Genomic DNA, 12,871 nt, shown 5'->3' with positions numbered 1-12,871 from the left:
CGCGGTTGCGACCGCCGACCATTCGGGGGGACCGACACCAGATGGCATCCCCCGAAACGCGCACCGCTGAGGCCGCCTCCGCCGGTGACATCCGCTCCTCGTCGCCCGCCTCCGCAGGTCGCGAATCGGCCGCCCCCCGCCGTTTCCTGTGGTGGGTCCGCACCTCCGCCGACTTCGCCAGAAGCCCGGAGGGGCATGCCGCCCTGCTCGGCTTCTTCGGCGCGATCATGATCATGTTCGGCGGCTTCGGCGCGGGCAGCGTCCGCAAGCGCGACCCGCTGCTCGAGGCCATGCACCTGTCCTGGCTACGGTTCGGGCACGGCTACGCGCTGTCGACCATCTGCATCTGGATCGGCGTGCTGCTCATGATCACCGCGTGGGTCCGGCTCGGGCGCGCGACGATCGGCACGGCCGACCGCACCGGCGCCGAGGTGACCCTCAACGAGCTGCGCGCCATCGTGGGCATCTGGATCGCGCCGCTGCTGTTCGCCGTGCCGATGTTCAGCCGCGACGCCTACTCCTATCTCGCTCAGGGCGCGCTGCTGCGCGACGGCTTCGATCCCTACCAGGTCGGTCCGGTGGCGAATCCCGGTGTGCTGCTGGACAACGTGAGCCCCGTGTGGACCACCACCACCGCGCCGTACGGCCCGGTGTTCCTGCTGCTCGGGCGGGCGATCACCGCCGTCACCGGCGACAACGTGGTGGCGGGCACCATCGCGATGCGACTGGTCATGCTGCCCGGTCTCGCGCTGATGATGTGGGCGGTGCCGTATCTGACCAAGCACCTCGGCGGCAAGCCGACCGTCGCGCTGTGGCTGGCGGTGCTCAACCCGCTGGTGCTCATCCACCTGATCGGCGGCGTGCACAACGAGATGCTGATGGTCGGCCTGATGTGCGCCGGCATCGCGCTGGTGCTGGAGCGCCATCACGTGGCAGGCATCGTCGTCGTCGCCATCGGCGTGGCCATCAAGGCGACCGCGGGTGTGGCGCTGCCGTTCCTGGTCTGGATCTGGATGCTGCACGAACGCGAACGCCGCGCCGCGCAGCGGGTCGGGCGCGATCCGGCGCACCTGCCCGCGAGCGAACAACCCGGTGACGCCGCCGAGCCCACCGAGGACATGCCGCATCCCGCGCTGGTGTTCGGCAAGATCGCCGGTCTGGGTCTGAGCGTGTTCGCGGTCGTCTTCGTCGCCGCCTCGGCCATCGCGGGCGTGGGCATCGGCTGGCTGACCGCCCTGTCCGGGTCGAAGAAGATCATCAACTGGCTGTCGCTGCCCACCGTGATGGCGCACGCGGTCACCTGGATCACCCCCCTGCGGCTGGAATCGGTGCTCGAGGTGACCCGCGCGATGTGCGCGCTGGCCTTGGTCGCGGTGCTGGCATCGACCTGGTGGCGGTTCCGGCACAGTGAGCGAGAGGCGGTGGCGGGCATCCTGATCGCGTTCGTCGCGATCGTCATCCTCTCCCCCGCCGCGCTGCCCTGGTACTACTCGTGGCCGCTGGCGTTGGCCGCCGGGTTCGCGCTGTCCACCACCACGCTGATGGCGCTGGTCGGCGTGTGCACGTGGCTCATGCTGGTGTTCCAGCCGGACGGTTCGATCGGCCTGTACAACTTCTGGCACGTCGCCGCCGCCACCTTCGCCGCGGTCGTGGCGGCGCTGTCGCTGCGCACGGTGGACCCGCTGCGGCTGCGCGCCACGCCGCCGGGCACTGTGGCGGCAACACCAGGCGAGGCCACCGCTTCGCCCGCCGCCCGATGACCGAGGGCCGCCTATCCGGTTCCGCCCTGCTCCCGCTGGCCTATCGCGAGTGCAGGCAGATCGCCGCCACCCACGGCCGCACCTATTTCCTCGCCACGCGGCTGCTGTCGGCCGAGCGGCGGCCCGCCGTGCACGCGCTCTACGCGTTCGCGCGGATGGTGGACGACGTCGTCGACCGCGCCGCCCGTCCGCACGACGGCGGCCCGGCCGCGGAACTCGATTCGATCGAGCGAGACCTGCGGGTCGCCCTGGAATCGCGCTCCGGCGTTTCCGCGCAGCACGCGTCGTCCGCCGAGCACGGCGAGAGTTGGGCATCGGTCCCACGGCCGCGCGATCTCGTCTTGGCCGCCGTCACCCACACCATCCACCGTTACGGCATTGCCCCCCAGCACTTCTGGACGTTCCTGGATTCCATGCGGATGGACGCGCCGGGCGCGCCCACGTTCCGTAATCGCTACGGCACCATGGCGCAGCTGCGCGAATACATGCGGGGTTCGGCGGCCGCGATCGGTTTGCAGCTGCTGCCGGTGCTCGGCACGGTCGTCCCGGTGTCCGCGGCCGAGCCCGCCGCCGCCGCGCTGGGCGAGGCGTTCCAGCTGACCAACTTCCTGCGCGACGTGGCGGAGGATCTCGACCGCGACCGCGTCTACCTGCCCGCCGATGCCATCGCCGCGTTCGGCGTCGACGAGGAGCTGCTGTTCGAGTGCCGCCGCACCGGCCGCACCGATCCGCGCGTCCGCCGCGCCCTCGCCCACCTCATCGCGGTCAACCGCGACCTCTACCGCCGCGCCGAACCGGGCATCGACCTGCTCGAACCGCGAGTACGCCCCGCCATCCGCACCGCGGCAACCCTGTACGCCGACATCCTGCACCACATCGAACGCAGCGACTACGCCGTCTTCGACCACCGCGCGGTGGTCCCCCGCCACCACCGCCTCCGCATAGCCGCCACCGAATTCACCACCGCCACCCTCCGCGACCGCCTCGCCCGCTGACGGCGGCCCCGCCCATGCGACACCGGCTTCGAGCGAAGCCCAGACCAGCAAGGTCATCACGCAGACCAGTCACTCCAGACCCGCATGCGACGGACAGCGCATTCCGCTACCGACGCGCCCAGCGCACCGCAATACGACTTTCGAGCGAAGCGAGACCGAGCCTGTTCCGTTCTCGGCCCGGCTCGCGTGTGCGCGGCCGCCGCGTAGGCGACGAAGGAGCGAGCTACAGCCCATGGCAAGCCGCTCGCCGTCCACTTCCACCGCGCGCGCCTAGTGATGAGTTCCGCTACCGACGCGCCCAGCGCACCACAACCACCGGTTTCGAGCGAAGCGAGACCGAGCCTGTTCCGTTCGCGCCGCGACGAAGTCGCGGCCGAACTAAAACGGCTCGGCGGCGGCTCGGCGCAGCACTTCGCGGGCCAGTGGCCCGTGCAGGGCGTCGATCGGCTTGCCGGGCAGGCTGTCGTCGTCGGTGAAGATCCACTCCAGGATCTCTTCGTCGGTGTATTTGGCGTCGCGCATCACGGTGATCAGGCCGGGCAGCGCTTTCACGACCGCGCCGGTGTCGTCGAAGAATCGCTCGGGCACGCCCGCCACGCCCGCTCTGCGGACGGCGATCAGTTGGTGGTCGCGCAGCATCTGGTGCACCCGGGTCACCACCAGCCCGAGTCGCTCGGCCACCTCCGGCAGCGACACCAGGGGCACCGACTGCGGAAGGACGTCGTCACTGCAGGGAAATGCACTCACCCGCACAACGGTAGACGGTCCCCCGCCGCACGTCGTGAGACACCCGGGGTGGTGCGAGTCGATACCATCGTGGGGGCCGCACGGAGCGGCTGACTTGTGAAAGCCGGAGGACTTCTCTTGATCGGCCAGATGCTGGAAGGGCGCTATCGGATCGATGCGCCGATCGCCCGCGGCGGAATGTCGATGGTCTTCCGCGGGGTCGACACCCGCCTGGACCGGCCGGTCGCCATCAAGGTGATGGACCCGAAGTTCGCGGGCGATCCCCAGTTCCTGTCCCGATTCGAGTTCGAGGCGCGCGCGGTCGCCAAACTCAAGCATCCTTCGCTGGTCGCGGTGTACGACCAGGGCGTCGACGGCGACCACCCCTTCCTGATCATGGAGCTGGTGGAGGGCGGCACGCTGCGCGAGCTGCTGCGCGAGCGCGGCCCGATGCCGCCGCACGCGGTGCGCGCGGTCGCCGAACCGGTGCTCGCGGCGATCGGCGTCGCGCATTCGGCCGGGCTGGTGCACCGCGACATCAAGCCGGAGAACGTGCTGATCTCCGACGCGGGCGAGGTGAAGATCGCCGATTTCGGTTTGGTGCGCGCGGTGGCGGCGGCGAACACCACCTCGGCGAGCGTCATCCTCGGCACCGCCGCCTATCTGTCGCCCGAGCAGGTGACCAGCGGCTCCGCCGACTCGCGCAGCGACGTCTACTCCTTCGGCGTGCTGATCTTCGAGATGCTGACCGGCCGGGTTCCGTTCACCGGTGACACGTCGATCTCGGTGGCCTATCAACGCATCGAGAACGATGTGCCCAGCCCGAGCGGGTTCATCTCCGGGGTGCCGCCGGAGTTCGACGATCTGGTCGCGAAGGCGACCGCGCGCGAACCCGGCCACCGGTTCGCCGACGCGAACGAGATGGCGGCCGCGCTGCGGCTGATCGGCGCCGAGCTACGGCTGCCCGCCTACCGGGTGCCCGCGCCGCAGGACTCCGCCGAGCATCTCAGCGCCGGCTACCGAGCCGTTCCGCCGGACGACCGGCCCGGCTCGGCCGGTGCGTCGGCCCATCCACCGCAGCCGGTGCAGCACACCAAAGTGGTCACCGCCCAGCGTCCTCGTCTCGAGCACAACGCGCTGGAGGGTTACGACCCGCAACCGGTGCGTCAAGCGCACCCCGCACCGCCGTATCCGCCCTACGCCGACGACCTCAACCGCTCCCGGCGCACGGTGTGGGTGTGGGTGGCCGTCGTCGCGGTTCTCACCCTGCTGGTCGGCGTCGGCGGCTGGTGGCTCGGGGTCGGCCGCTACACGGCGGTGCCGCCGATCGCCGGGCTGGACACCGACAAGGCGGTCGCCACCCTGCAGAACGCCGGATTCGAGACCGAGATCAGGCAGAAGGCGTCGGACACGATCCCGGTCGGCGGCGTGGTCGGCAGCGACCCTTCGGCCGGATCCAAGATCACCAAAGGGTCGACGGTCGCCGTCCTGGTCTCCAACGGCAAGCCCAAGGTGCCGGACGTGAAAGCGGGTGACCAGGTGTCGAAGGTCAACCAGCTGATCCGGGACAACGGCCTGCAACCGGTCGACGCGGGCGAAGAAGGCAGCACCGCGCCCAAGGGATCGGTTGCCAGGGTGGAGCCGAAACCGGGCACCGTGCTGCCCCTCGGCGCGCAGGTGAAGGTCTACCGCAGCAAGGGATCCCAGCCGGTGAAGGTCCCCGACGTCCGCGGCAAGTCCACCGAGGAAGCCACCAGGGTCCTCGCCGCCGCCGGCATCGCGATCCGCGAGACGAAACCGCAGTTCGACCGCAGCGTCGAGGCGGACAAGGCCATCGGCACCCAGCCGGGCGCGGGCGCCACCATCCAGTCCGGCGACGGCGTCGTCCTGCTGATCTCCAACGCGTTGAAGATGCCCGACGTCCGCGGATGGACCGTGGCCAACGCCCGCGCGAAGCTGGAGAGCCTGGGGTTGCAGGTCGAGGTGAAGCAGTTGGCGCGCGCGGACAGCTCCCTGGTGGTCTCGCAGACCCCCGCGATCGGAGTCAACCTCGAGGCGGGCGACACCGTCACCATCGTCGCTCTGCCCTGATCACGGCTCCGCGGGAAGGCAGGCGCCCACGCGCCTACCTTTCCGACGATCGCCGTGCGGAACTCAGCGCAACATCTCGGCCACGAGGAACGCCAGTTCCAGCGACTGCTGGGTGTTCAGCCGCGGGTCGCAGGCGGTCTCGTAGCGGCCGGACAGATCGAGGTCGGAGATGTCCTGGGCGCCGCCGAGGCATTCGGTGACGTCCTCACCGGTGAGTTCGATGTGCATGCCGCCGGGATGCGTGCCGAGCGCGTGGTGCACCTCGAAGAAGCCCTGCACCTCGTCGACGATGCGGTCGAAGTGGCGGGTCTTGAAGCCGGTGGACGCCTCGTGCGTGTTGCCGTGCATCGGGTCGCACTGCCAGATCACCTGGTGACCGGTGGCCTGCACCTTCTCGATGATGGGCGGCAGCACGTCGCGGACCTTGCTGTGGCCCATGCGCGACACGATGGTCAGCCGGCCGGGCTCGTTGTTCGGGTCGAGCCGTTCGACGTACTCCACGGCCTGCTCGGGCGTGGTGGACGGGCCGATCTTCAGGCCGATCGGGTTGGCGAGCAGTTCCGCGAACGCGATGTGCGCGCCGTCGAGCTGGCGGGTGCGCTCGCCGATCCACAGGAAGTGCGCCGACAGGTTGTAGAGCACCGGCTCGCCGATCGCGTTCTCGCTCAGGCGCAGCATGGCGCGCTCGTAGTCCAGCACGAGCGCTTCGTGGCTGGCGTAGATGCGGGCCGACTTCAGGCTCGGGTCGTTGACCCGGCACGCGGTCATGAACGCCAGGCCGCGGTCGATCTCCTCGGCCAGCGCCTCGTAGCGGGCGCCCGCGGGCGACTTGGCCACGAAGTCGCGGTTCCAGTCGTGCACCTTGTGCAGGTCGGCCATGCCCGCACCGGTCAGCGCGCGCACCAGGTTCATCGCGGCGCTCGCGTTGGCGTAGGCCCGGACCAGGCGCGACGGGTCGTGCTCGCGCAGCGCCGCGTCGGCGACCAGCGAGTTCACCATGTCGCCGCGGTAGGACTTGAGTCCGAGCGCATCGGTGTCCGACGAGCGCGGTTTGGCGTACTGGCCCGCGATCCGCGCGACCTTCACCACCGGCAGGCTGGCACCGTAGGTGAGCACCACCGCCATCTGCAGCAGCGTACGAATGTTGCCGCGAATGTGCGGCTCGGTGTTGTCGGCGAAGGTCTCCGCGCAGTCACCGCCCTGCAGGAGGAATGCCTCACCGCGGGCGACCTCGGCCAGCTGCCCGCGCAGCTCTTCCACCTCGGCGGGCACGCAGATCGGCGGGACGCTCTCCAGCACGGTGCGCATTTTGGCCGCCTGCTCCGGGTCCCAGGACGGCTGCTGCAGCGCGGGGCGCGCCAGCGCGTCGTCCAACCGCCTGCGCAGCTCGACGGGCAGCGGCGGCAGTTCCGGCAGGCGATCGATGGGTACGTCGACGGTCCAGTTCACGACTTCAGCTTACGGACCGCAGACCCTGTGGGGACACCCAGTCCCAGGGGTGGAATCGCTCCACCCAGGGTGAATGGGTTCTGCCCGGTAGGTGGCGCCACCTCGCGCGACCCGTATGGTTCCAGTGCGATCGAGAACATCGGCAACGCCCCCCATTGCGGTCGAACTTCCGGCCGACGGAGATATCAGAGAGGCACAGTGCTTGCGATATTTTTATGACTGCGAATTCATCGAAGACGGAGTGACCATCGATCTGGTCTCCATCGGCGTCGTCTGCGAGGACGGCCGGGAGTACTACGCGGTGTCCACCGAGTTCGACGCCGGGCGTGCGGGGCCTTGGGTGCGCAAATTCGTGCTGCCCCAACTACCTTCGCCTGCTTCGCCGCTGTGGCGCAGCCGCGCCCAGATCCGCGACGAGCTGTACGCGTTCCTGGTGCCGCGGCCGACCGTGCAACCGGAACTGTGGGCCTGGGTGTCGGCCTACGATCACGTCGCCCTGTGCCAGTTGTGGGGTTCGATGGTCGACCTGCCCAACGCGCTGCCGCGCTACACCAACGAATTGCGCCAGCACTGGGAGGCGCACGGCCGTCCCGAGCTGCCGCCGATCCCGCCGGACGCGCACGACGCGCTCGCCGATGCCCGGCACAATCTCGCCAAGTTCGAGGCCATCGAAGCCGCCCGCCGCGCGGCGCCACGCCTGTGACAACGGCGGCATGACGCGCGACGGCCCCGAGTCGTGATCGACTCGGGGCCGTCGGCGTAAGGGGGCGTCAGTGGCCGTGCTTGCCGTTCGCCGCCTCCTGCGCCTGCTGCAGCACCTTCAGCTGCTTGTGCTCCTCGGCGTGCTCGATCTCGAAGTGCCGATCGCTCTCCTCCTGCGGGTCGGGCCGCAGGAAGCTGCCGGTGCCGGGCTTGCCGGCCGAACCCAGCTTGCTCATCTTCTTCGGCACGGGCGCGCCCTGGTACTCCAGCGGGATCGGGTGGCCGTGGTCGTCGACCGGGCCGAGCGGCTGGTGCACCTCGATGTACTCGCCGTGCGGCAAGCGCTTGATCACGCCGGTCTCGATGCCGTGCTCGAGCACCGCCCGGTCGCTGCGCTGCAGGCCGATGCAGAACCGGTAGGTGAGGTAGTACGCCACCGGCGGGGCGACGAGCAGCCCGATGCGGCCGATCCAGGTGGTCGCGTTCAACGAGATGTCGAACTTGAGCGCGAGGATGTCGTTGACGCACGACAGCGTCAGCACCAGGTAGAACGCGATGGCCATCGCGCCGATCGCGGTCCGGACCGGGACGTCACGCGGACGCTGCAGCAGGTTGTGGTGCGCGCTGGTGTCGCCGGTGAGCCGCTTCTCGATCCACGGGTAGGCGATCAGCACCGCGAACACCAGACCCATGATCAGCGCGACCCAGAACACCGCGGGCACCGTGTAGCGGCCCAGGTACAGCTCCCACGGCGGCATCAAACGCGCCATGCCGTCGGTCCACATCATGTAGAAGTCCGGCTGGGAACCCGCCGAGACCTGCGACGGGTTGTACGGACCCAGGTTCCAGATCGGGTTGATCTGGAACACGCCGCCCATGATGCCCACGATGCCGAGGGTGAAGGCGAAGAACGCGCCCTGGTCGGCGGCGAACACCGGCACGATCCGGGCGCCGACCACGTTGTTCTCCGTGCGGCCCGGGCCGGGGAACTGCGTGTGCTTCTGATACCACACCAGCGCCACGTGCGCGGCGATCAGCGCCAGGATGATGCCCGGGAACAACAGCACATGCGCGATGTAGAGCCGCGGGATGATGATGTCGCCGGGGAAGTCACCGCCGAAGATCAGCCAGTGCATCCAGGTGCCGATGATCGGGATGCTCATCGTGATACCGCCGAACGCGGCCCGCAGGCCCGTGCCCGACAGCAGGTCGTCGGGCAGCGAGTAACCGAAGAAGCCCTCGAACATCGCCAGGATCAGCAGCAACGAGCCGATCACCCAGTTCGCCTCACGCGGCTTGCGGAACGCGCCGGTGAAGAAGATCCGGAACAGGTGGATGATGATCGACGCCGCGAACAGCAGCGCCGCCCAGTGGTGCACCTGCCGGACGAACAGACCGCCGCGGACCTCGAAGGTGATGTTCAGCGCGGTCTCGTAGGCGCGCGACATGGTCACGCCGCGCAGCGGCTGGTATGCGCCGTTGTAGACGACCTCGCTCATGGACGGGTCGAAGAACAAGGTCAGGTAGACGCCCGACAGCAGCAGGATGATGAAGCTGTAGAGCGCGATCTCGCCGAGCAGGAACGACCAATGCGTCGGGAAGACCTTGTTGATCGACCGCTTCACGAAGGCGGCGGCGCGGTAGCGCTCGTCCGCCTCGCTGGCTTGGGCTGCGACTGAAGGACTCATGAACGGCGCTCCCAGTAGGCCGGGCCGAGCGGCTCGATGAAGTCGCCGTTGGCGACCAGGAAGCCCTCAGCGTTGACGGTGATCGGCAGCTGCGGCAGCGCGCGAGCGGCGGGACCGAAGACCGGCTTGCCCCACTCGGTCGCGGAGAACTGCGACTGGTGGCAGGGGCAGAGGATCCGGTTGGTCTGCTGCTCGAACAGCGAGGTCGGGCAGCCGAGGTGGGTGCAGATCTTCGAGTAGGCGAAGTAGTCGCCGTAGTTGAAGCTCTCCTGACCCTTGCGCTTGATCGCCTTCTGCGCGTCCTCGGTGCGCAGGCGGATCAGCATGACGGCGTTGCGGATGCCGCGCAGCGACTGCAAGGTCGCGTGCTCGTCACCGCGCCACTTCTCCTTCCACGGGAACACCGTCTCCATGGCGCCCGCGTCCAGATCCTCCGGACGCACCAGCACCACGTCCTCCGGGCGACCGGTGTCGCGGCGGATGTAGATGGTCTCGCCCGGGTAGTCCGGAGTCCAGCCGGAGACCCACAGCGGCGACTTGTCGCCCTTGGCCCACGGGTTCTTGACCAGACCGCCGACGAACACCAGCAGCGCGCCGATGCCGAGCACGCCGACGCCCGCGCCCGCGGTGCGGGTGATCATCTTGCGGCGTCCCAGCGTGGAGGTATCCAGCGCGTCCTGCAGCTCGGCGACCAGCGTGCGGCGCTCGACCTCGGGCGAAGGACCGTCGTGCCGCTCCTGGATGGAGAGCTCGGCGGGGATGAACAGCTTGCGGATCAGCACCACCGCGATGCCGATGACCAGCACCGAGATGCCGAAGGTCAGGCCGACCAGCGGGGTGAACAGCGAGTAGAGCCCGTGGCCCTCCTCGTCCTTGCCCTTGAACTCCCACGGCCAGAACAGGAACACGCCGACCAGCGCCGCGGCCGCGATGCCGGACACGGCGAACCAGAAGGTGACCGCGCGCTCGGCCCGCTTCTCCGCCCGGGTGCCGGGGATCGGGAAGCGCTCGCGGCGGTAGGCGACGTCGACGCCGTCGCGCTCGGTTCCGAGCTTGACCAGCTCGTCGCGCGACATCTTGTCGAGGTCGGCCTCGGTGGGCTCCGCCGGGGTGGCGTTCACCGACTGCTCCTTCGACAGTTGCGCGTCGTGGCCCTCATCCGGCCGACCCATGTCGTCTCGCTCCTTCTCGCTATTGCTCATGACCTGGATCCGATCCACATCGCGGCGCCGACGACGAGCGTGATGCCGACCACCCAGATGGCCAGGCCCTCGGTCGCGGGACCGAACCCGCCGAGATCCCAGCCGCCGGGGCTGTGTTCCTCGGTCGCGTTCTTGACGTAGGCGATGATGTCGCGCTTCTCCTCCGCGCTCAGCTGGCGGTCGGAGAACTTCGGCATGTTCTGCGGGCCGGTGAGCATCGCCGCGTAGATCTGCTGCTCGCTCGCCGGTTCCAGCGGCGGCGCGAACTTACCGGAGGACAGCGCGCCGCCGCGTCCGGTGAAGTTGTGGCAGGACGCGCAGTTCATCCGGAACAGCTCGGAGCCGCGGGCGATGTCGTCGCCGCGCATCGACTCCTGGGCGACCTGGCCGTCGGCGTCGCGGACGACGGTCGGACCGCCGCCGTTGGAGGCCACGTACGCGCTCAGCGCGTCGGTCTGGTGGGCGTCGAACTTCGGCGGCTTGCGCTGCGCCTGGGCCTCGTTGCGGGCCATCGGCATGCGGCCGGAGGACACCTGGAAGTAGACCGCGGCCTCGCCGACGCCGATCAGGCTGGGACCGCGGTCGGCGACACCCTGCAGGTTCGCGCCGTGGCAGGTGATGCAGGACGTCTCGTAGAGCTGCTGGCCCTCGCGGATGAGCGCGGACTGGTCCTCGTGCGCGGTGGCGCGCTGCGGGTCCGGTGTGAGGGCCGATGCCAGGAAGCCTGCTCCGACGAGGCCCACCAGCAGCGCAAGCCCGCCCGCGATGCGACGGCGAACGCGGCGCTGCCTGCGCGTCTTGCTGGCCTGGCCGTTCCCGGGGCTGGCGGGCTCTGGCGCTGACGGGGGCGATGAACTCATCTGTGTCCCTTTGGAGTAGACGGAACCGACTTGTGCGAAGGATCTTGGGTCGCACCGCGCCCGCTGAGCGGCGCGGCGTCCACGATCAGCGGACGAAGTAGATCGTGGCGAACAACCCGATCCACACGATGTCGACGAAGTGCCAGTAGTAGGAGACGACGATCGCCGCGGTGGCCTGCGCCGGGGTGAACTTGCTGACCTTGGTGCGCGCCAGCAGGAACACGAACGCGATCAGACCACCGATGACGTGCAGACCGTGGAAGCCGGTGGTGATGTAGAACACCGAGCCGTAGGAGCTGCTGGAGATCGAGGTGCCCTCGTGCACGAGGTTCATGTACTCGTAGCCCTGGCCGCCGACGAAGAACGCGCCCATGATCAGAGTGATGACGTACCAGCGGCGCAGGCCGAACACGTCGCCCTTCTCCGCGGCGAACACGCCCATCTGGCAGGTGAACGACGACGCGACCAGCACGGTCGTGACCGGCACTGCGAGCTTCAGATTCAGCTCGGTCGGCTCCGGCGGCCAGTTACCGTGCGCCTGGGCGCGGGCGACGAAGTACATCGCGAACAGGCCGGCGAAGAACATCAGCTCGCTCGACAGCCAGATGATGGTACCGACGCTGACCATGTTGGGCCGGTTCAGCGAATGCACACGCTGGGTAATGGCCGATCCTGGGGTCCCTACTGCGGTCGTCACGGGGGTAAGTATGACTCGTCGTAGTACGACGGCCGTAGCCGGGTACGAAACTCGTTCCTCCGTGTCGGAAAACGCAGGCGAGGACGGGCTCCCGACCAGGCGGGGGGCGGTGACGAGCTCGGTACGCGAGCCGCGCGCGGACGAGCGCCCGGTCAGCATGACAGGCGAGGGTAAGGAGAAGCTGAGATGAAGGTGACACCGCGACTGCGGCGGCTGCTGCGGCGGGACCGGCAGGCCGCGCTCGACCCGGACCGGGCGGATCTGGTCGTGGTCGCGTCCGGCTTCGACGACGCGGAGGCGTGTTCGGCCGCGCTGGCGCGCGCGACCGATCTGACGCCGGACGCGCCCGCGGTGCTGCGCCACCACCTGCGCATCCCGGCCCGGCACGTGCAGGCCGTCTGCGCGATCGCCGCGCAGGACGGCTACTCCCCCGCGCCGCGGGTCGGCGGCCCCGGCGCCGACGAGTTCGAGACGGTGATCCTGCGGCGCGTCCAGATCCTCGACGCCCTGCACTGCTCCCAGGAGCGCTCCCGGATGGCCGGGCTGGCCCAGCGCCACGACGGCATCGCCGACGGATGGGACGCCTTGCAACCCGGCTCCGCACCACACGCCCCGGCATAACCGGTCGCGCACTAGGCTGCTCTGCGGACAAACTGGTGCGCGGACCGGTGTGCCGGGACAGGTCGCGACCAGTGTGACGG

At 69.3% G+C, this 12,871-nt stretch carries 11 protein-coding genes; 5 read left to right on the top strand and 6 right to left on the bottom strand.

Annotated features, from left to right (window positions below; all coding sequences use genetic code 11):
* The first annotated feature begins 41 nt into the window (after positions 1 to 41).
* Both ACWDMM_RS27070 and ACWDMM_RS27065 read left to right on the top strand, forming a co-directional pair.
* Positions 42 to 1,760: an alpha-(1->6)-mannopyranosyltransferase A gene (locus ACWDMM_RS27070; protein WP_195077841.1), complete on the top strand. Its 1,719-nt coding sequence runs from the start codon at positions 42 to 44 to the stop codon at positions 1,758 to 1,760.
* Positions 1,757 to 2,755 (top strand): phytoene/squalene synthase family protein, encoded by a 999-nt coding sequence (locus tag ACWDMM_RS27065; RefSeq protein ID WP_449940124.1) that lies wholly within the window; start codon positions 1,757 to 1,759, stop codon positions 2,753 to 2,755. Before ACWDMM_RS27070 ends, ACWDMM_RS27065 begins: the two co-directional genes overlap by 4 nt.
* 378 nt (positions 2,756 to 3,133) lie before the next feature.
* Here the strand turns inward: ACWDMM_RS27065 and ACWDMM_RS27060 are convergent, their stop codons facing one another.
* Positions 3,134 to 3,502, bottom strand: a complete 369-nt coding sequence (locus tag ACWDMM_RS27060; RefSeq protein ID WP_067800581.1) for an Rv2175c family DNA-binding protein — start codon at positions 3,500 to 3,502, stop codon at positions 3,134 to 3,136.
* A gap of 129 nt (positions 3,503 to 3,631) precedes the next feature.
* Here ACWDMM_RS27060 and pknB point away from each other — a divergent pair, with 129 nt between their 5' ends.
* Entirely contained in the window at positions 3,632 to 5,572 is a 1,941-nt protein-coding gene (gene pknB / locus ACWDMM_RS27055) for a Stk1 family PASTA domain-containing Ser/Thr kinase (protein WP_195077954.1), read from the top strand.
* A gap of 63 nt (positions 5,573 to 5,635) precedes the next feature.
* Here pknB and ACWDMM_RS27050 read toward each other — a convergent pair whose 3' ends face one another.
* Positions 5,636 to 7,021 (bottom strand): class II 3-deoxy-7-phosphoheptulonate synthase, encoded by a 1,386-nt coding sequence (locus tag ACWDMM_RS27050; protein WP_195077839.1) that lies wholly within the window; start codon positions 7,019 to 7,021, stop codon positions 5,636 to 5,638.
* A 202-nt stretch (positions 7,022 to 7,223) separates the two neighbouring features.
* On the opposite strand from ACWDMM_RS27050, the gene ACWDMM_RS27045 reads away from it, so the two are divergent.
* Complete coding sequence (locus ACWDMM_RS27045) at positions 7,224 to 7,724, top strand: polyadenylate-specific 3'-exoribonuclease AS (RefSeq protein WP_195077838.1); 501 nt, start codon at positions 7,224 to 7,226, stop codon at positions 7,722 to 7,724.
* Between the two features lie 67 nt (positions 7,725 to 7,791).
* On the opposite strand, the gene qcrB is transcribed toward ACWDMM_RS27045, so the two are convergent.
* From qcrB to ctaE, 4 genes are all read right to left on the bottom strand, one after another.
* Positions 7,792 to 9,411 carry a cytochrome bc1 complex cytochrome b subunit gene (gene qcrB / locus ACWDMM_RS27040; RefSeq protein ID WP_195077837.1) on the bottom strand — a complete coding sequence of 540 codons (1,620 nt, stop codon included), beginning with the start codon at positions 9,409 to 9,411 and terminating at the stop codon, positions 7,792 to 7,794.
* Entirely contained in the window at positions 9,408 to 10,583 is a 1,176-nt protein-coding gene (gene qcrA / locus ACWDMM_RS27035; protein ID WP_195077953.1) for a cytochrome bc1 complex Rieske iron-sulfur subunit, read from the bottom strand. Before qcrA ends, qcrB begins: the two co-directional genes overlap by 4 nt.
* Before the next feature lie 26 nt (positions 10,584 to 10,609).
* On the bottom strand, positions 10,610 to 11,473 hold the full coding sequence (gene qcrC / locus ACWDMM_RS27030; protein WP_449940119.1) for a cytochrome bc1 complex diheme cytochrome c subunit: 864 nt from the start codon (positions 11,471 to 11,473) through the stop codon (positions 10,610 to 10,612).
* Positions 11,474 to 11,558: 85 nt separating this feature from the next.
* Positions 11,559 to 12,170, bottom strand: a complete 612-nt coding sequence (gene ctaE, locus ACWDMM_RS27025) for an aa3-type cytochrome oxidase subunit III (RefSeq protein WP_195077835.1) — start codon at positions 12,168 to 12,170, stop codon at positions 11,559 to 11,561.
* 186 nt (positions 12,171 to 12,356) lie between these two features.
* On the opposite strand from ctaE, the gene ACWDMM_RS27020 reads away from it, so the two are divergent.
* Positions 12,357 to 12,791 carry a hypothetical protein gene (locus ACWDMM_RS27020; protein ID WP_195077834.1) on the top strand — a complete coding sequence of 145 codons (435 nt, stop codon included), beginning with the start codon at positions 12,357 to 12,359 and terminating at the stop codon, positions 12,789 to 12,791.
* Positions 12,792 to 12,871 lie beyond the last annotated feature (80 nt).

This window comes from Nocardia sp. NPDC003726 (genome assembly GCF_053586955.1).
The sequence above is the reverse complement of the archived record's forward strand: the minus strand, read 5'-3'. Positions and strand labels throughout refer to the sequence as shown.